At 31.4% G+C, this 18,282-nt stretch carries 17 protein-coding genes; 8 read left to right on the top strand and 9 right to left on the bottom strand.

Annotated features, from left to right (window positions below; all coding sequences use genetic code 11):
* Positions 1–17: 17 nt before the first annotated feature.
* On the bottom strand, positions 18–986 hold the full coding sequence (locus MARIT_RS02220; RefSeq protein ID WP_100210645.1) for a M23 family metallopeptidase: 969 nt from the start codon (positions 984–986) through the stop codon (positions 18–20).
* A gap of 153 nt (positions 987–1,139) precedes the next feature.
* Between MARIT_RS02220 and alaS the strand changes: the two genes are divergently transcribed.
* The 3 genes from alaS (at position 1,140) to MARIT_RS02205 (ending at position 5,596) form a co-directional block, all read left to right on the top strand.
* Positions 1,140–3,755 carry an alanine--tRNA ligase gene (gene alaS, locus MARIT_RS02215; protein ID WP_100210644.1) on the top strand — a complete coding sequence of 872 codons (2,616 nt, stop codon included), beginning with the start codon at positions 1,140–1,142 and terminating at the stop codon, positions 3,753–3,755.
* Between the two features lie 10 nt (positions 3,756–3,765).
* Positions 3,766–4,620: an AraC family transcriptional regulator gene (locus MARIT_RS02210; RefSeq protein ID WP_024742432.1), complete on the top strand. Its 855-nt coding sequence runs from the start codon at positions 3,766–3,768 to the stop codon at positions 4,618–4,620.
* A gap of 73 nt (positions 4,621–4,693) precedes the next feature.
* A complete protein-coding gene (locus MARIT_RS02205) occupies positions 4,694–5,596 on the top strand; it encodes an LVIVD repeat-containing protein (protein ID WP_024742431.1) in 903 nt (300 codons plus the stop codon).
* A gap of 953 nt (positions 5,597–6,549) precedes the next feature.
* Here the strand turns inward: MARIT_RS02205 and MARIT_RS02195 are convergent.
* The 3 genes from MARIT_RS02195 to MARIT_RS02185 all read right to left on the bottom strand — a co-directional run bounded on the left by MARIT_RS02195 (position 6,550) and on the right by MARIT_RS02185 (position 7,773).
* A complete protein-coding gene (locus MARIT_RS02195) occupies positions 6,550–7,002 on the bottom strand; it encodes a hypothetical protein (RefSeq protein ID WP_100210642.1) in 453 nt (150 codons plus the stop codon).
* Between the two features lie 2 nt (positions 7,003–7,004).
* On the bottom strand, positions 7,005–7,298 hold the full coding sequence (locus MARIT_RS02190) for a hypothetical protein (RefSeq protein ID WP_136437419.1): 294 nt from the start codon (positions 7,296–7,298) through the stop codon (positions 7,005–7,007).
* 226 nt (positions 7,299–7,524) lie between these two features.
* Entirely contained in the window at positions 7,525–7,773 is a 249-nt protein-coding gene (locus MARIT_RS02185; protein WP_100210640.1) for a hypothetical protein, read from the bottom strand.
* A 226-nt stretch (positions 7,774–7,999) separates the two neighbouring features.
* Between MARIT_RS02185 and MARIT_RS15375 the strand changes: the two genes are divergently transcribed.
* Positions 8,000–8,143 carry a hypothetical protein gene (locus MARIT_RS15375; RefSeq protein WP_157926165.1) on the top strand — a complete coding sequence of 48 codons (144 nt, stop codon included), beginning with the start codon at positions 8,000–8,002 and terminating at the stop codon, positions 8,141–8,143.
* Positions 8,144–8,245: 102 nt separating this feature from the next.
* Positions 8,246–8,749 carry an endonuclease V gene (locus tag MARIT_RS02180; protein WP_100210639.1) on the top strand — a complete coding sequence of 168 codons (504 nt, stop codon included), beginning with the start codon at positions 8,246–8,248 and terminating at the stop codon, positions 8,747–8,749.
* Positions 8,750–8,756: 7 nt separating this feature from the next.
* Here MARIT_RS02180 and MARIT_RS02175 read toward each other — a convergent pair whose 3' ends face one another.
* The 5 genes from MARIT_RS02175 to MARIT_RS02155 all read right to left on the bottom strand — a co-directional run bounded on the left by MARIT_RS02175 (position 8,757) and on the right by MARIT_RS02155 (position 16,111).
* Positions 8,757–9,170 (bottom strand): hypothetical protein, encoded by a 414-nt coding sequence (locus MARIT_RS02175; RefSeq protein WP_100210638.1) that lies wholly within the window; start codon positions 9,168–9,170, stop codon positions 8,757–8,759.
* A 5-nt stretch (positions 9,171–9,175) separates the two neighbouring features.
* The gene (locus tag MARIT_RS02170; RefSeq protein ID WP_162288601.1) at positions 9,176–10,150 is read right to left on the bottom strand and encodes a hypothetical protein; all 975 of its coding nucleotides are present in this window, start codon (positions 10,148–10,150) and stop codon (positions 9,176–9,178) included.
* A 100-nt stretch (positions 10,151–10,250) separates the two neighbouring features.
* Positions 10,251–10,742: a hypothetical protein gene (locus MARIT_RS02165; RefSeq protein WP_024742471.1), complete on the bottom strand. Its 492-nt coding sequence runs from the start codon at positions 10,740–10,742 to the stop codon at positions 10,251–10,253.
* Between the two features lie 4 nt (positions 10,743–10,746).
* Positions 10,747–14,148, bottom strand: a complete 3,402-nt coding sequence (locus MARIT_RS02160) for a hypothetical protein (RefSeq protein WP_100210636.1) — start codon at positions 14,146–14,148, stop codon at positions 10,747–10,749.
* Between the two features lie 1,003 nt (positions 14,149–15,151).
* On the bottom strand, positions 15,152–16,111 hold the full coding sequence (locus MARIT_RS02155) for a haloalkane dehalogenase (protein ID WP_024740140.1): 960 nt from the start codon (positions 16,109–16,111) through the stop codon (positions 15,152–15,154).
* 94 nt (positions 16,112–16,205) lie between these two features.
* Between MARIT_RS02155 and MARIT_RS02150 the strand changes: the two genes are divergently transcribed.
* The 3 genes from MARIT_RS02150 to MARIT_RS02140 all read left to right on the top strand — a co-directional run bounded on the left by MARIT_RS02150 (position 16,206) and on the right by MARIT_RS02140 (position 18,273).
* Positions 16,206–17,090, top strand: a complete 885-nt coding sequence (locus MARIT_RS02150; RefSeq protein ID WP_162288600.1) for a LysR family transcriptional regulator — start codon at positions 16,206–16,208, stop codon at positions 17,088–17,090.
* A gap of 362 nt (positions 17,091–17,452) precedes the next feature.
* Positions 17,453–17,902, top strand: a complete 450-nt coding sequence (locus MARIT_RS02145) for a hypothetical protein (RefSeq protein ID WP_100210635.1) — start codon at positions 17,453–17,455, stop codon at positions 17,900–17,902.
* 122 nt (positions 17,903–18,024) lie between these two features.
* Positions 18,025–18,273, top strand: a complete 249-nt coding sequence (locus MARIT_RS02140) for a hypothetical protein (protein WP_100210634.1) — start codon at positions 18,025–18,027, stop codon at positions 18,271–18,273.
* The last annotated feature ends 9 nt before the right edge of the window (positions 18,274–18,282 follow it).

The following is an 18,282-nucleotide window of genomic DNA, read 5'->3' as shown; positions in this document are numbered from 1 at the left end:
ACCGCCTTTTTTAACAATTAATCATACGATTGTCCTTTTTCTTGAGAGGCTTTTTGCATGGCTAAAAACTCCTCTGGTGTTAAATCACCATAATAATAATAAATAGGATTTACAGGACGTCCATTTTTATGCACTTCATAATGCAAATGAGGAGCTGCTGATCTTCCTGTATTTCCCACATATCCAATTAAATCTCCTCGTTTTACTTTTTGCCCTTTCCTTGCTACAATTTTACTCATATGTGCATAAATTGTTTTATATCCATATCCGTGGTCTATATATACAACATTTCCAAAGGTAGAACTTCTAGCTGCTTTAATTACAGTTCCATTTCCTGAGGTATAAATTTGTGTTCCTGTAGGTGCGGTAAAATCCATTCCATTATGCATTCTTCTCGATTTTAATATCGGATGCATTCGCATACCAAAACCTGATGCCATTCTTTTTAGGTCTTGATTTTTGATAGGTTGTATTGCTGGTATTGATGCCAACATTTTTTCTTTTGCCTTTGCCAAACTTACTATTTCATCTAGTGATTTGGATTGTACAACCATTTGCTTGGATAAGATATCAAGATCTTTGGTTACATTTTTTACCATTTCACTATTATCAAATCCTTCTAAATTTTTGTACCTATTTACTCCTCCAAAACCTGCTTTTCGTTGCTCATCAGGTATAGGATTGGCTTCAAAATAGGTTCTATAAATATAATTGTCTCTTTTTTGTAACTCTTCTAATATTTGAGATCCTTCTTTTATGCGTTTATTTAATAGCTCATAATGCAATCTTAAATTTTCAAGTTCTCTTCTTTGCGCTCTTTCATTAGGAGACATTAAAAATTGGCTGAATACAATAAATCCAAAGAAAGCAATCAATAACACCCCCATAATTCCTATAAAGGTCTTTTTGTATGTTTCACTTTTCTTCGGCTTTATTTTACGATACGATAAGGTATCTGGGTCGTAATAATATTTTACTTTCGTCATACAACTAAATGTACTATTTTTGTGGTTTTTATACAGGCTGTTTTGGTTAACAACATACCAATTGATGGTCTGCAAAATTACAAAATGTTTTACAACTGCTTTGTATTAGTAGTTTTTTAATTATAATTTAACAGAACTTCGTTTAATAATCATATGAAATCTCAAGAAATAAGATCCAAGTTTTTAGACTTCTATAAATCTAAACAACATGCTATCGTTCCGTCTGCACCTATGGTGTTAAAGAATGATCCAACATTGATGTTTACCAATTCTGGTATGGCACCATTTAAAGAATTTTTCTTGGGAAATGCTACTCCAAAAAGTAACAGAATTTCCGATTCTCAAAAATGTTTACGCGTTTCTGGTAAACACAATGATTTGGAAGAAGTAGGGTATGATACTTATCACCATACCATGTTTGAAATGTTAGGTAACTGGAGTTTTGGTGATTATTTTAAAAAAGAAGCCATTACTTGGGCTTGGGAATTATTAACGGAAGTTCTTAAAATAGATAAAGACATTTTATATGTAACCGTTTTTGAAGGGGATAAAAAAGACGGGACTACGATGGATCAGGAAGCTTATGATTTATGGAAGGAGATTATTCCTGAAGATCGTATTTTGATGGGAAATAAAAAGGATAACTTTTGGGAAATGGGAGAACAGGGGCCTTGTGGACCTTGCTCAGAAATTCATGTAGATATCCGTTCGGCTGCCGAAAAGGCCAAAGTTGATGGTAAGGTATTGGTTAATGAAGATCATCCTCAGGTTGTTGAAATTTGGAATTTGGTTTTTATGCAATACAATCGTAAAGCGAATGGTTCTTTAGAAGAGTTGCCTGCTAAGCATATTGATACCGGAATGGGCTTTGAACGCTTGTGTATGGTATTGCAAAATGTTCAGTCAAATTATGATACTGATGTTTTTACTCCTTTAATTAGAGAAATAGAAACCATTACAGGAATTGCATATGGTACTAATGAAAAAGCTGATATTGCTATTCGTGTAATTGCTGACCACGTAAGAGCAGTAGCCTTTGCTATTGCTGATGGTCAATTACCTAGCAATACTGGGGCTGGGTATGTTATTCGTAGAATTTTACGTAGAGCTATTCGCTATGGATTTACTTTTTTAAATCAAAAAGAGCCTTTTATTTATAAACTGGTAGCAACGCTAGCACATCAAATGGGAGATGCCTTTCCTGAAATTAGAAAACAAAGTACATTGGCACATAATGTTATCAAGGAAGAAGAGCATTCTTTTTTACGTACTTTAGATCAAGGGCTCCTTTTGCTAGATAAGGTTATTGAAAATACCCATGGAAAAGAAATTTCTGGTGCTAAGGCTTTTGAATTATATGATACTTACGGGTTTCCTTTGGATTTAACGCAGCTCATTGCGCGCGAAAAAGGTTTTTCTATTAATGAAGATGAATTTAATGCTAGTATGAAAGCTCAAAAAGACCGTTCACGTGCTGCTTCTGCCAGTGAAACAGGTGACTGGATTGTTTTACAAGATGACGAAGTGGAGGAGTTTGTTGGCTATGATATATTAAGGGTTGATGCTAAACTAACGCGTTATAGAAAAGTTAGTACTAAAAAAGATGGTGATCAATACCAACTGGTGTTCAATTTAACTCCTTTTTACCCTGAAGGAGGAGGACAGGTTGGTGATAAAGGGTATTTGGAAATGCCTGATGGTGATGTGGTTTATATTTTGGATACTAAAAAAGAGAATAATGTCATCATTCATTTTGCTAAAAATCTTCCTAAAAATTTAGGCGATACTTTTAAGGCTGTTGTTGATGATGAATTTAGACGTTTGTCTGCTAGCAATCATTCAGCTACGCATTTATTACACCAGGCGCTTCGTGCTGTTTTAGGTACGCATGTGGAACAAAAGGGGTCTTTAGTGCATCCTAATTACCTTCGTTTTGATTTTTCTCACTTTTCAAAAGTAGCGGCTCATCAACTGGAAGAAGTTGAAGCTTTTGTAAATGCGCGTATCCGTGAGAACCTTCCTTTAATTGAAAAAAGAAATATCCCTATGCAACAGGCTATTGACGAGGGAGCTGTGGCATTATTTGGGGAGAAGTATGGTGACACGGTTCGGGCTATTAAATTTGGGCAATCAATGGAGCTTTGTGGAGGAACGCATGTGCAACAAACAGGAGATATTTGGTATTTTAAAATAACATCTGAGAGTGCTGTAGCTTCTGGAATCAGACGTGTGGAAGCCATTACTAATATTGCTGTTGGTGAATATTTTGAAACGATTGAAAAAAATTATACCGAGGTAAAGCAATTGCTTAAAAATCCGAAAGATCTTTCTAAATCTGTTCGTAATTTGCAGGATGAAAATGCTACTCTAAAAAAGCAAGTAGAACAATTGTTAAAAGAAAAGGCTAAGAACATGAAGGGCGATTTAAAAAAGCAATTGGAAGAGGTGAATGGTGTTCAGTTTTTAGCTACTAAGGTAGATTTGGATCCAAATAGTATTAAAAATTTATTATTTGAACTAGGTGGAGAATATAAAAACCTTTTTATTTTGTTTGCTACTGCCCCTTCTTCTGAAAAGGCTATGCTTACTTGCTATATTTCAAAAGAATTAGCTAACGATAAAGGGTACAATGCTGGTCAGGTAGTTAGAGAGCTTGGCAAATATATTCATGGTGGTGGCGGTGGTCAAAATTTCTTTGCTACTGCTGGAGGTAAAAATCCAGGAGGGATTCCTAAAGTGTTGGAAAAAGCAAAGGAGTATATTCTTTAATATTTTATCGATGACAGTTGCTCCAGAAGAACTTAAAAACAAACATTCTTTTACCGTTGAAAAACGTAAATTTCATCTTGTTAATTATATTTCTTCTGAAGAAAAAAACTATAAAATTACATTAACAGAGCATGCTATTGTGTACGTTTTTGATGGTACTAAAACAGTGTCTATAAATAATGTAAGCCATACTATTGAAAGAGGACAGCTTTTTATGCTTCCTAAAGGGGTTTACATGATGTCTGAATACTTACCTGATACTCAAAAAGCGTTTAAGAGTATCATGCTCTTTTTTAATCATTATCATATAGCTGATATGATTAGTCATTTGGAACAACCAATTGATACAACAGGGCATCATAGTATTCGTATTATTAAAAACAATATTAATATTGCTCATTTTTACCAATCTCTTGAAAAAATTAATTGGAATACGCATGATTTTAGTAAGGAGTATCTAGATTTAAAAATTAAGGAGCTTATTTATATTTTACTTGCCGATCCTACTACTAAAAGTACTGCTATTTCCTTTTTGTATAGTGTTTACAATACGAATAAAAGAACTATTTCTTCTGTTATTAATGACCATCTGTATAAGAAAATTACTGTAAATACCTTGGCTAAAATGTGCAATATGAGCGTATCTACGTTTAAAAGAGAATTTGCTAAAGAATTTAAAGCTTCTCCTATGCAATGGATTCATTTGAAAAAACTGGAAAAGGCATTTTTATTAGTAAAAAACACCTCTCAAAGGATTAGTGATATTGCGTATGAATGTGGTTTTGAAAGCTATGCTCATTTTTCTAAATCGTTTAAATCTAAATTTGGTAAATCTCCTAGTGAGATACGAACCAATTTGAAATAAAATTGAACTTCATATATAATATAATTGGCTTTTTGGATGTTTAATTTTGTCATAACATTAAAAAACACATTTCATGAAAAAAGCATTTTTATTATTCTTAGGCGCTACTGCTTTATTTTTTACTAGCTGTAAAGAAAACGATACTAAAGCTGTTGAGCGAGTGGTAACTATTTCTGAAGGACTGAAATTTGGCGAAGGAAGTGTTCCTTATCTCAATACTTCTGTTTTAGTTTCTAATTTTGGTACAGATTCGCTAAGCCCACTTAACAATGAAGGGAAAGGGTATATTGTAAAAGTTACAGACCAGCAAATAACTCCTTTTATTCCTGCGGATGGAAACCTAAGTGCTCCTAAAGGAATGGCGATAGCTGATGATTATTTATATATTGCCGATGTGCAAAAAATAGTTGTTTACAATTTAAAAAACAAAGCTGAAAGTCCAAAAATTATTACACTTCCTGATGGCGAGCTTTTTGCAAACGATATTGCTATCTATAACAATTACGCTTATATTTCTGTAACCAATACAGGAGCTATTTACAAGTTAAACATTGCTACTCCTACCAATCCTGATTCATTAACGCTTACTAAAGTTGCTACTGTTACAGGGGCAAATGGATTGGCTTTTGATGGTAAAACTTTATATGTTGCTTCTTTTCCTGCGGATGGAAAGGTTACTGAAAATAATGTCATTTACAAAATAAACGATATAACAGCAGCAGCCCCTAGCCCTGAAAAAATAATTACAACTGCCGGTATGTATGACGGATTGGCTATATACAAATCGAAATTATACTTTAGTAATTGGGCTAACGAGGGTGAAGTTGGATATATTGATATGGCTACTCAAAAGAAAAACAGCATTGATACTGAAGGGAAGAAGCTTTCTGGCCCTGCGGATATTTCTCTACTAAACGGAAAATTATATGTTCCAAACCTTCCTGAAAGTGAACTTACAATCATTAGTGTTAAGTAGTACATACTTTCTTTTTATAGCAGTTACAAACCACTATGAAGGCTACTTATTTTTTAAGTATATGGAGGAAACTAAAATAGTTTCCTCCTTTTTTTTTATGGTTATTGCAAATAGTAATATCGGTTATTATTTAAAGTGAAACACTACTTTTATTTATGTATCTCTTTACACTAATTTATTTATTCCTTCTTAGTTCACCATACTTAACGGAGAGCATTCTATATGCTATCGAATTAGCCATGACTAGAATTACTATTGCCGCGTTTGCTCGCAAACTAGTAAGAGTCTTTATTTTCTATTGAAATATTTAGTAGCCTCTTACTGTTATGGTATCCTTCTTATTTTAAAAAGAATCGTTTGTTTTTTGCTTCCTCTTTTCTGTACAAACTTTTCCATCACCTCTAAAAAGTTGGTACAAGTTTTCTACCCTTTTTTCTGTACAAACTTTTTAACCACCTCCAAAAAGTTGGTACAAGTTTTCTACCCTTTTTTCTGTACAAACTTTTCAACCACCTCCAAAAAGTTTGTACAGATACACATTGTATATCAATAGGTTATGATTTTTTAACTGAAATAATTCTCTCTTTTTTTTATAAGAAGTTTTTGGAATCTTATAGAGAGATTCGAACTTAATCATGGATTTTTTAGATTGATAAGGTGAATTTCTCTGCATTTTTTGAGAGGAAAAATGAAGGAAGTATGGTCTATTTTAACCAACAGTTTTTTACCAAACTTACCAAAGCCAACTATCGTCTTTTGTAATGTTGCTAGTATTTTCTGCAATGTTTTAAAAGTAGCGGAGGTGATTTTTCCTGTTTTTAAAGATCGTCACAACAAAACTAGACATTCCAAGGCTTCTATCTTTAATATTATTGATATAGCTTAGCTATTACTAAAAAACGTTTAAAAGACACACTTTCTAATACTTTATAATATGGAACTACATGATTAAATTAAGATTGTTGAGAAGAGTTCTTATAATCTATATAGGTTAGATCTCCAGCAAAAACAGCATGAAAAAATATTTTTATTTCATCTTTTATTTTATCAATACAATAATAAATATCCCCTTTATCTGTATCATTTATTTTACCCTCATTTAACTCATAATGATTAAGAAAATACAAATCATATTCGTCCTTATCAATATTCAAAAACTTAAGTAATTCATCTTCTTGAACTTCAATTAGATCACTATTAAACACAAAAAAATATATTGGCTTAACTTGTGTAAAATAAGGAAAACCAGATAAATCTAGTTTAAACCTAATACTAAAGTACTTATTTCTAAACTCTATTAAATCTGATTGGCTAGTAAGAATGTATTCTAAATTAAAATTATTCAATACATCCCCTGCTATATTTAAGATATCAGCTTTTAAAGCTTTATAAGTTGATATATCCATTTTTATAATTTAACCATTAATCCATTATCTTTTATTACATAACCTCTTTTTAAGAGATAATCGTACTCCCATTTTAGAAATGTAGGTATTTTTTTAAGGCCTTCCCTTTTTGCTTTAGCTTTAAAAGCTTTTTCTATAAGGCTTGTTTCTGGTAAATCATCAATAATAGAATATTTATTTATTGATAATCTAGGGTCATGTATAAATCTAATGTCTCCACCATTTGCAATAACGTTATCAATATGTGGCCTATTAATTTCTTTCCAATATTTGGTATTCATATCGATAATTTTCATTTTATTCCATTCTCTAGGCATTGTTTGAAATAATCCAGTTAATTCAGTTTTAGATACACCTTGGGCTATTAATTCGTCATATATTTTCTTTGTACCAATAGAACCTTTTTTAGGATTGGCGCGACCAAGAATATTAAGCTTTTTACCTGTATTTTTAATTATATCACCTCCAAAATCTATAGGTTTAGGGAATTTTTAAAAAACCCTACTCCCTTTATTAACCAACTTAGCTACTGACTTTATACTTTCCGTTCGTATCTTCAATAATATTAAAAACACGATCATAAATACTTCTACCATCATCAAGCTTTACTAGATATCCCTCTGGAGTAATTAATTGACCTACTGGCTGTAAATTGTCATCAATACTTTCAGATAACGCTTTGACGTACAAGGTAAGTTTTTCTTTATTTAAACGCGCTATCTTTTGCCCTTTTACTAAAACTTCACCTGTAACATGGTCTATTTTAACCAACAGTTTTTTACCAAACTTACCAAAGCTAACTATCGTCTTTTATAATGTTGCTAGTATTTTCTGCAATGCTTTAAAAGTAGCGGAGGTGATTTTTCCTGTTTTTAAAAATCGTCACAACAAAACTAGACATTCCAGTGATTAAAAAGTAAGGCTTTTGAATTTGTTTTGCTCAAACTATGCTATATATTTGCATAAACTACCGCCAAATAGCTACAAATAAGATATTATGAATACCAATTTTAGAAATAGACTCAAAATAGTAAAGGAAGAAAAAAACTTAAAACATAAAGATTTAGAGGTTTCTTTGGATTATTTGGCAGGAAATACTGATTTAGAAATGACTGACAAACCAATCTATAGAATTAAATAAGTAGCTCGTATGACCGAGAAAGATAAAAATTATGTCTATACGCTAACTGATGCTTTTATTGCCAAAAGAAAAATTCAATCTATTTTATAATAACGACTCTTCTTGATTTATTGTTTTGATACATATTATGGCGATAATTTTGCCAATACTGCTGTGGTAGGCATAAATGATTGGGGGGATGCAACACCTAGTTTTGAACTAACCGAAATTACTACCGATATTCAAGAATATGAAAGTGGGGCTTTCTACAAAAGAGAACTTCCTTGTTTATTGAGTGTAATTAACAAACTAAATCTTAATCCTAAAGAGGATATTCTTTTGATTGATGGATATGTAATTTTAGATGATGATGGAAAACTAGGACTTGGAGGCTATTTATTTAACGAATTAAAAGGTAAAACTCCTGTAATTGGTGTTGCCAAAAATAACTTTCACACACTTAACAAACTCAAAAAAGAAGTTTTTAGAGGACAAAGTAAAAAGCCTTTATATATTACTACTCTTGGCTTTGATTTAGAAAAAGCTAGTTTTCACATCTTAAATATGCACGGTGAATATAGAATGCCAAGTATATTAAAGTTAGTAGACCAGAAAAGCAGGGAGTAAATATTATTTATAGTTGCTCTCTAAAAACCCCTACAATCCTAAAATCTTTAACCTCTACTATCCAATTAGCATAATCATAAAAATCATTATCATTAGAGCTCATTTGAAATAACATTTGAAAATCTATTTCTCTTTGAAAATCCTTTAATCTAATTCCTGAAAAATGAAATAATGGGCTCAGAAGAGTATTATCCCAAAATTGAGTTGATAGGCTAGATAATAAATCTTTGCTTTTTAATTCTAAAGAAAGGTATTTTTCAGTATTTAAAAAATCCAAAATTTTGGATACTAAAGGAACATTTAACTCTTTATTATAAACTTCAAATGTCGCTTCATTACTAATTTCATTTAAGGGAGCTAACCACATAAAATCATTTACATAAAATATAAAACGCTTATTTAATACCTCTAATTCAGTCATATTTATTAATGTCCAATCATATTTACTCCATCAGTTAAATGAAAACAATGAGGACATCTACACATATTTCCCCAAGAACCTTTTCCTTTTACCAAAACAGATATTTTACTTAAATCAGCTTTTGAACTATAAATACCTGCTATCTTCATTTCCTTAATTAAAGCATCTAAAGCAAGTACTTCAGCATGACTAGCTGCATCACCTGCTGCTATAATTTTATTTTTAGTTACTCCAGTGTATAATTTTTCATATAGATTACCTCCATCTAATGCGTCTTGACGAATTAAATTCATATAATCGATTTGATCCTTAATTACAGGCTCAAGGTTATTATAATTAAAAGTTACTTTCTCTGCAGTCGTTAAATTATATTTTACGATTACATCCCCTCCTAATTCAGGGCAATAAGCACCTGCCATAACAGGTTTAGAGCCTGTTAAAGGCTCGATTAAAACTCGATCTTCAATAGCTTCTAAAATTGCTTTATTAGTATTATTTGTTCCTGATTCTATCGCATTTTTAGTTGTAGCCCAATCTACATTACTACCTGAATAAGTTTTATTTTTAAAAAAATTACCATTAGTCTTCCAGTAATTAATTAAATCCGTTTTATTGTTTAGCGCAATCAAAGCGTCATCAGAAGCATCTGCAAAATCATCAAAAAACTTAGCTTTAGTTGCATCTCCTAAGTCATCTAACTTTTTTGTTAATACACTAAGATTAAGTTCATCTAATCGTTTGATTAACCCACCCCCCTCCTTAGCCACTTCACACAGATGTCCTTTAGATAAATTATAGGAATTCACAGTATGACTATACTGTACAGTTACAAACATAGCTTTTTCTTTTAAAAAGCCAACGTTAGGTTGTAGTTCTTTTTCTAGGCTTTGAAAACTTTGGTCTTTCTCAATTGAAAAAGAAACTTCTTTTTGTAGTAAAACTAGCTCCGTTTTGGAGTATGTACCTTGTACTCCCAACAAAAATATTAGCAGAAGAAAAAACAAATATTTTATGTAGTATAATATTTTCATTAATGCATTTATCGCTAAAAGAAAAATTCAGTTTATTTTGTAGTAATAATTAAATTATGACATTACTAATTTTAAGAAGATAATTTAATCTATTTGAGGAATATATTTGGGAATATTTACCCCAATAATCTTTAATCTTACCAATAATCCAATCTAAATCTGTTTCGTTTAAATTATCGTCCTCAAGATATTTTTTCGGAGCAACTGGTATTTTAGAAAGTAAATTACGTTCTGTGCTATTTGTTATTAATTCTTCAATAACAGATAAATTTTTATTCAAAGTCAAAGGAACTAATTTATTTAGTCTATCGAACATTTCCCTAAATTCAGTCCATCCTTCTTTAAAATTTTGATATTTTTTTATACCTTCACTTATATGTCCCTGCCTCATTAAGATTCTACTTTGATTCAAGATCATTATATTTTCTCCAACGATATCTCTTATTGAATCATAAAGAGGGTCGATTAATTCATGTACAATAAAGAAATCTGAATATTCCTTTTCTTTATTTCTTTCTAAGTTTGTTATAATATTCTTCATCTATTTAAAATGTTCCAAAAATTACTTCATAACCATACACACCATCTATTGCTTCTTCTAATTTTTTTACTTCTATTACCTTTGTAAAATTACGAGATTTAGCATAAGTACCTGTAACCGTATGAAAAACTGCTTTACTTTTATCCATCGTTTCTAAAGCTTTTTCAAATTTTGATAAATTTATAGATTTATTTCCTACCATATTAGGGTATAAATCTGCATTTTTAACCCAAAGTGCTTTAATCCCTTTAACTTTATTTTTTCCAAAGTGATGTAATGCCATATCCATAGCATCTTCAGTAACACCTTTAATTTGTTGATTGTTCATCCCTGTTGGCTTTCGCAAATTACCTACTATATAACCTTCATCAGTTACTCCTATTTTACCAAAAACATCCTTACTATTAGCATTTGAACCACTTTTATATTTAAAACTAAAGGTAAGTTCATTTGAATACCCTGTAGTCAAATTAGGATTTGACGGAGATTTATGCATAAAAAAAGTTCCATCTTTTCGAGAATACCTTAACAATGCATTCTCACCTTTTATAAAAAGTTTTGATTTTTCTAGAAAACTCAGAGCTTCCCCCCCCTCCTTAGCCACTTTTTTAATAGCACTCGTTACCCCTTCAACAAGGTCTGTTCCTTTTTTAATTTTACCTAAAGTAGCAAGGCCACCTCTACCAATTAAAGTTCCAACTTCTACAACATCTTTTCCTGTTCTATATTCAATTTTATGTATTGTTCCTGAGGTATAAAGGTCTTTTCTACTTTCATACCATTTATCCATAACATTTGTAAAGTCAAAATCAGAAAATGCTTTGTTTATTTTTTTTCTAGTTTTAGGATTGGTACTATAATCTACTACCAAACTAATAAGTAAAGGAATACTTTTAATTTCTTCGATAGCTCCATCTATAAGACCTGCCTCTAAAGGCTCAAAATGGAAATCATTATTCGTATAATTTTCAGCGTCAGGATTCCAAATAGTTTCAGGTAATTGTATTTTATTTAATGACTCTTGAAAAAGAGTATTAATTTCTAAAACATTATTATAAATAACATTAATTATATCTTCGGATGATTGTAATTGCTTTAACAAGTTTAATAAAGCTTCTTTGTGTAATTCTTGAACCTCTAAAAAATCTTGATTAGGTAAATTACCAAAGTAATCGGGAGCAAAATTTACAGTATAACCTAAGTTTTCTTTTTCTAAATCGTAATGAAAATAGATGACAATTCCTGTGCTTGGGTTTACTGCCTTATCTTTTGCATCATTTATAGCTTCAATTGTAGAATTTGAATGTGTTACTATAACATTATATTGTTTTCCGTTATGAGTAAAATTATAATCACTTGTATCAGGAATATTATTATTTGGGTCAGTTGTATTAATAGAAATTTCTCCATTTCCATCTAAACGTTTATGGGTAATAACATTTTTCCCTTTTCCATAACTAATAACTCCATCAAAAAAGGCATCTGTTTTTATTTCTAAACCGCCATCTTTTCCTTTAACTCCAAACTTATTTTGTAATTCATTAAGAGCTTTATTTACTTCCTGTTGTGTTTCTTTGCTTTCTTTTTCTAATTTTTCAGCTTCTTCTTGTAGTTTTTCTTTTTCAGGACTTTCGGCTTTTTCTGCTTGTTGTTTTTTCTCATCTGCTTGGTTTTGCTGTTCTGCTGCTCCTTGTAAGTTTGTTGTAGCTTCATTTAACTGACCTAAAGCGTCTTCTTTTTCCTCTGAAGTTATTTCTCCATTCTCAAAAAGAGTGTTAACAGTTTCTTCAATTTCATCAATCAAATCTCCTAACCCATCAATAAATTCATCTGCACTCTCCACATCACCCCAAGTAGCATCATACGTCGTACTTACTACCCCCTCTATCAATTGATAATCCGTATTGATACGAATATTAGTAAAACTTACCGCTAATTTTGTGTCTGCTAAATAAGGCACTACAATATAACCAACTCCTCTAAAACGACCATTACTCCCTGATACTTGCTTGATCGTTACTGGAAAATCACCCGCTGTAAAAGTTTCATTAATCCCTATATTTTGCAAAGGCTGGGTATTGCTTATTTCTATTTCTGGTACAATACCACAAGTATAGCTGCTACTCTTTTCATTTTTAGCGGGCAGACTAATCTCATTAATGGCACTATAAGCATACAAAGGGTTAAAATCATTCAGCTCATTACAACTACCTCCGACTCGAAAAACATAGGTTTTGCCTGCTCGTAAATTGCTAATTTGCACCTGTGTATTGTAAGTATATACCTCAAACCATTCCGCATCAGGAATGTCTGCTCTTTTATACTGAACATGGTATCTTTTATGTTCAGGCATCCCTTGCCAACGTATTTGAATACGCGCTTTACCTACTGCTTCTGAAAGTACATATCTAGGTGGGTAACAAGCCGTATTATAGGTAAAATAATAGATCTCACTATACCCATCATTTTTAAAAACCGAGTTCTTACTTAGCCCTGTTCTTGATACCGCTCTTACCCGCCAACCATATCGTTTGTTCGGCAATAATGTTGGCTTACCAATATGGTATAATAGTGTAGTAGTAGCTGTGGTTTCTGTATAATAATTAGGGGACGTTAAAAAAGCTGCTTCCGGAGCTATTTGAGTGTCCCATAATTCTCGTAATTCAAATTCATATGATACATTGCTCGCATTGGCATGTCTGGGCGTCCATTGAAAAATAATATTCATTGGATCTTGTGCCACGACTTGGTCGCCTTTATAGGGAACGTTTAAAAAAGGAGGATCGTTTAAAAGCAAATAAATATTAGAACAGCCTAATGTTGGGTGATTCAATTGTTCGTTGGTAAACGCATCATATACTTCCCAACAAAAGGTATATACTCCCTCGGGCAAAGATTTCTGGTATTGCCGTGGGGTGATTCCTATTAAATTATTGGGTTCAAAATAGGAACTTAAATCGATGTTTGTATATTGATTTGAAACACCTCCATTTAAAAATATAGGACTTGCACCATGTACAAAATCTACAGAACGTATATCAAGTCCATTACCTTGGATACGTAATTTTAGACGTACTTGCTTATTATTGGCTACCACATCGGTTAACAATAGATGTAAGCGTAGTTTGACATCGCTGGCGCTGGTGTAATCACTCAGTTTGGTCGTATAAGGAGGAATGATTGTTTGCGTTACTTGTACTGGATAGCGTTGGGCATGGGTCAGCGATATGCATAGTAAAAAGTAAACCGTAAGCAATAGGCTATTTTGTAGAAAGTGCCTTTTTAAGAATTGATCGATGGTACCTTGTCTTTTTGCCATGAAATTACCTATGGTTTCTTTGCATACTGCGTATGGCTTCTCAACACACCATACCATGGCCATCATATATTGAATCCTCTTTTTCATCTTTATTTATTTTTTTTAGAAGGTTATATCATTGAAGTGATTTAAACCTTCCTTATCTGATTAATGTTGGATATACTTCTTTTTTGATTGCTGGATCACCTAGCAAATTTGACAATCCATTAGCTCCCAAAATACCACCATCAATACCTGCTGCTAAGGTAAATTAAATATTCCTATTTTAAAAAGAATCGTTTGTTTTTTGCCCCCTCTTTTTTGTACAAACTTTTCCATCACCTCCAAAAAGTTTGTACAAGTTTTCTATCCATTTTCCTGTACAAACTTTTCAACCACCTCTAAAAAGTTTGTACAAGTTTTCTACTCATTTTCCTGTACAAACTTTTCAACCACCTCCAAAAAGTTTGTACAAGTTTTCTACCCTTTTTTCTGTACAAACTTTTCAACCATCTCCAAAAAGCTTGTACAGATTCACACTATATATCAATAGGTTATATTTTTTTTAACTGAAATAATTCTCTCTTTTTTTTATAAGAAGTTTTTGGAATTTTATAGAGAGATTCGAACTTAATCATGGATTTTTTAGATTGATAAGGTGAATTTCTCTGCATTTTTTGAGAATAAAAATGGAGGAAGTATGTACCTGCTATTTGCTTACTGTATCATCTGTACGCTTTAATAATCATCTTTTAGTTGTATAAGTTAACCCTTTCCTTCGTTTTTTTCTCCAAAAAAACGAAGGATAAAATCAAGGGTAACATAAGAAATCACCTACTATATAGGATATTGTATTTTACCAATAGATAGCTCAAATTATTTTGGAACTTGTTTTAAGCAAAAAACTCAAGTATAACCCTCCCTTTAGTTTCATTTTTCAGCAACAAACAGCTTAAAAACAAACTAACTAGTTATTAGATAAAATGCGATGAGTTAGACAGTACAAGTGATGTTCTTTTCATAATTCTATGCGTTGCGCTATGCATCACAGTCTCATTAAGACAATCACTATTGCTGGGTTTACCCATAAGTTAATAAGGGATTTTATCTTTTATTGAAGCTTTAGTATAAACTCCTTTATTTTTTGACCAATTAAATCTGGGTTATCCTCTTGAATGAAATGGGTTCCTGCACCTATATTTACAACCTCCATATTTGAAATATTATCAATTATCCAATTGCGCACTTTTTCTGGCATAAAAGCTCCAGGTTCTGCATAAAAAAACATTTTTGGAATATTCGATTTTTGCAACTGTTCTCTATAATTTTTCACAATCGCAGATGTTAATTCAGGTTTTCCATTAAATGGTACTTGAGAAACAAATTTCCAAATAGGCTTTCTACTTTCAATAGTTTTAAACGGTGCTTTATAAGACTCTAGTTCATTATCTGTCAAGCCTCTAACAACCCAGGTAGGCAAAACATCGTTTAAGAAAATATTTTCTTCTGCAATCATTTTATACCCTTCCTTTCCTCTTAATCTTTTAAAAAATGCTTGCGTATCTTTATCAAAATAAGCTCCTATATCCTCTATAATCCCTTCCATAAAAACAATTCCTTTTACATTATCTTGATGGTTTGCAAAATAATTAAATCCTAGCCCAGACCCCCAATCATGCAATACAAGAATTATATCTTTAAGCTCCATTTTATTAATCAATTTTTCAATATAAGCGTACTGCTCCATATAAGTATAATCAATAGATGGTTTATCCGACTTCCCCATACCTATAAGATCTGGAATAATAATATGATTCCCTATTCCTTCTACATAAGGAGTAATATTTCTCCATAAAAAGCTACTAGAAGGATTTCCATGTAAAAAAAGAATAGGGTTTCCTTTTCCTTTACCATATTCTAGTACATGCATATTACTACCGTATACTTCATAATAATTAGATTCTGCCTTACTTTTTTGTCCCATAATATTTGTATTAAAAATGAATATTAGAATAAATGTAGGTACTAAAATGATACTTCTAGTACTCCAAACTTGAATTGTGTATTTCATTATTTTTAAGTTAAAATTCCTGAGTCAAAAATATCTTTTTTGCACACATCAAAAAAATGAATTAATTTTATGATAATTATAAAATTAATGAATGATGAATATTTCTTTAAGAAACCTAAAAATGATCAATACCATTGTAAAAGAGGGCTCTATAACAAAAGCTTCAGAAAAATTATTTCTTTCGCAACCTGCATTAAGTCATCAACTAAAAAAAATGGAAGAAGAAATAGGCCTTAAAGTATTCAACAGGTTAAATAAAAAATTGCTTCTGACAGAAGCAGGGGAAATACTCTATAAAACTTCAGAAAAATTATTAATATCTTTTAGCCTACTCAACGCCAAACTCGATGAATTGAAAAAAGGTGAGAAAAAAGAAATTCGATTAACTACTGAGTGCTATACCTGTTATCATTGGCTTCCTAATGTTGTTCAAAAATTCAAAAAAAGAAAACCAGACATTAACGTTCAAATCAATATAGAAGCAACCCAAAAACCGCTTCAATTTCTATCTGAAGGAAAAATTGATCTAGCAATTGTAAGTAATAAATCACATACCTCATCAATACATTTTGAGCCACTCATAAGTGATAAAATGGTTATCGTTACTTCAAAAGAAAATAGTTTGGCAGCCTTTGAAAATCTTGAATTATCTGACCTAAAAGAACAAAACCTAATTATTTATGACATTCCAGAAGAAAAAAATTACGTCCTCACCAATATCTTAAAAAACGACATTAACTGGGTTAATTCCATCCAAAAAGTACAACTAACTGAAGCTATCATACAACTAGTTAGCGCAAATTTAGGAATATCTATTATGGCTGAATGGGCAATTACACCATTTCTAACAAACAACAATTTAAAAAGTATCCCATTCAAAAATAACCAAGGAAAAAGGGATTGGTTTATTGCTAGCCTTAACAACATAACAGCAATAGAGAATGCTTTTATTAATCAAATAAAAAAGAAATTTAAATAGCTTATCTCTGCATTTTTTGAGAATAAAAACGAAGGAAAAAACTTTTTTATGTAAAACCTCAACGCTACTAGATCTTTGCGTATTTAACGATCAATAGTACTCCTTTTTATTTTAAATACCTACGTAATTATACGCTAATTGAAATACGTACTTATACACAAAACACTAACAAACAACAAGTTAACAAAACAATCTATTACTACGATTTTGATTGCTATTCTTTTTCATTTAACTTTGAAAGGCTATTAATCATACATACGTAGCCGATAAATTTTAGTTATAACCCAAAAAACAGCGCTAAATTTATTCCTAAGACTACCTCTCAGAAAATTTTAAGAGAGCATCAACAAAAATTAAACGATATGAATAATACGATCATTGCCGTTCATGGAAAATCAAACCAAGGAAAATCAGAAACTATAAAAAAAGTATGCCAGCTAATTTTAGAATTATATCCTGATAATGCCATTCCATCTATTACCCCGATTAATTATAATCATGATATATTTCTATCAATTACTATTGGAAAAATTAAAATTGGCTTTGAAAGCCAAGGAGATCCAAATAGTCGAATGATACACGATAATACCGTTGAAGAACTAGCAAAAGAAGCTTGTAATATCATTATCTGCGCTACTAGAACTGGAGGAATGACAGTTAAAAAAGTAGATGAAATTGCAGATAAATACGATTACCACACACTTTGGATCAGCAGTTTTTGGTCACCAACCCTAAACCACACAGTATTAAACAGGTACGGAGCTGAAAACATTATAAATATCATAAAGGGGCTAATTACAGCACAACTATAACAATATAGCAATGCCTTTTTTATGCTCCTATTTTTTATAACCTTTATATCGTTGTAAATTAATTTCAAAGAAAATAGTATCTTTTTTCTTTATTCAAATTATCAAAACAGGGCATTGCTTTCATGCAACAACCTAACAATTATTCTACATACCATACCATCATTCGGTATCGAGAGTTTTACTTAGGAGAAACGGATGCTAAACTTCTACAAAAAATAGCCCCTTACTTTGTATGCCATGGAGCAGTAGAAAAACCTAAGATTTTAAGGATGTCTTCGCTTTTTATGAATCCCAAAAAATTAGTACAAAGGAGATTCTTTTCACAACAAACCAAAAAACAATCTACTCATAAAAACAACCTATTGTTATAATTTTAATTC

Origin of the sequence: Tenacibaculum maritimum NCIMB 2154 (genome assembly GCF_900119795.1) — a bacterium.
GTDB lineage: Bacteria > Bacteroidota > Bacteroidia > Flavobacteriales > Flavobacteriaceae > Polaribacter > Polaribacter maritimus.
This window is presented reverse-complemented; position numbering and strand designations above follow the sequence as displayed.

What these genes read in the sequence shown, in the direction of transcription:
- MARIT_RS02155 (WP_024740140.1), bottom strand. Translation starts at nt 16,111, where the DNA reads ATGAAATACACAATTCAAGTTTGGAGTACTAGAAGTATCATTTTAGTA.
- MARIT_RS02195 (WP_100210642.1), bottom strand. Translation starts at nt 7,002, where the DNA reads ATGGATATATCAACTTATAAAGCTTTAAAAGCTGATATCTTAAATATA.
- MARIT_RS02205 (WP_024742431.1), top strand. Translation starts at nt 4,694, where the DNA reads ATGAAAAAAGCATTTTTATTATTCTTAGGCGCTACTGCTTTATTTTTT.
- MARIT_RS02190 (WP_136437419.1), bottom strand. Translation starts at nt 7,298, where the DNA reads ATGAAAATTATCGATATGAATACCAAATATTGGAAAGAAATTAATAGG.
- MARIT_RS15375 (WP_157926165.1), top strand. Translation starts at nt 8,000, where the DNA reads ATGAATACCAATTTTAGAAATAGACTCAAAATAGTAAAGGAAGAAAAA.
- MARIT_RS02160 (WP_100210636.1), bottom strand. Translation starts at nt 14,148, where the DNA reads ATGAAAAAGAGGATTCAATATATGATGGCCATGGTATGGTGTGTTGAG.
- MARIT_RS02220 (WP_100210645.1), bottom strand. Translation starts at nt 986, where the DNA reads ATGACGAAAGTAAAATATTATTACGACCCAGATACCTTATCGTATCGT.
- MARIT_RS02175 (WP_100210638.1), bottom strand. Translation starts at nt 9,170, where the DNA reads ATGACTGAATTAGAGGTATTAAATAAGCGTTTTATATTTTATGTAAAT.
- MARIT_RS02165 (WP_024742471.1), bottom strand. Translation starts at nt 10,742, where the DNA reads ATGAAGAATATTATAACAAACTTAGAAAGAAATAAAGAAAAGGAATAT.
- MARIT_RS02210 (WP_024742432.1), top strand. Translation starts at nt 3,766, where the DNA reads ATGACAGTTGCTCCAGAAGAACTTAAAAACAAACATTCTTTTACCGTT.
- MARIT_RS02140 (WP_100210634.1), top strand. Translation starts at nt 18,025, where the DNA reads ATGCAACAACCTAACAATTATTCTACATACCATACCATCATTCGGTAT.
- alaS (WP_100210644.1), top strand. Translation starts at nt 1,140, where the DNA reads ATGAAATCTCAAGAAATAAGATCCAAGTTTTTAGACTTCTATAAATCT.
- MARIT_RS02145 (WP_100210635.1), top strand. Translation starts at nt 17,453, where the DNA reads ATGAATAATACGATCATTGCCGTTCATGGAAAATCAAACCAAGGAAAA.
- MARIT_RS02150 (WP_162288600.1), top strand. Translation starts at nt 16,206, where the DNA reads ATGAATATTTCTTTAAGAAACCTAAAAATGATCAATACCATTGTAAAA.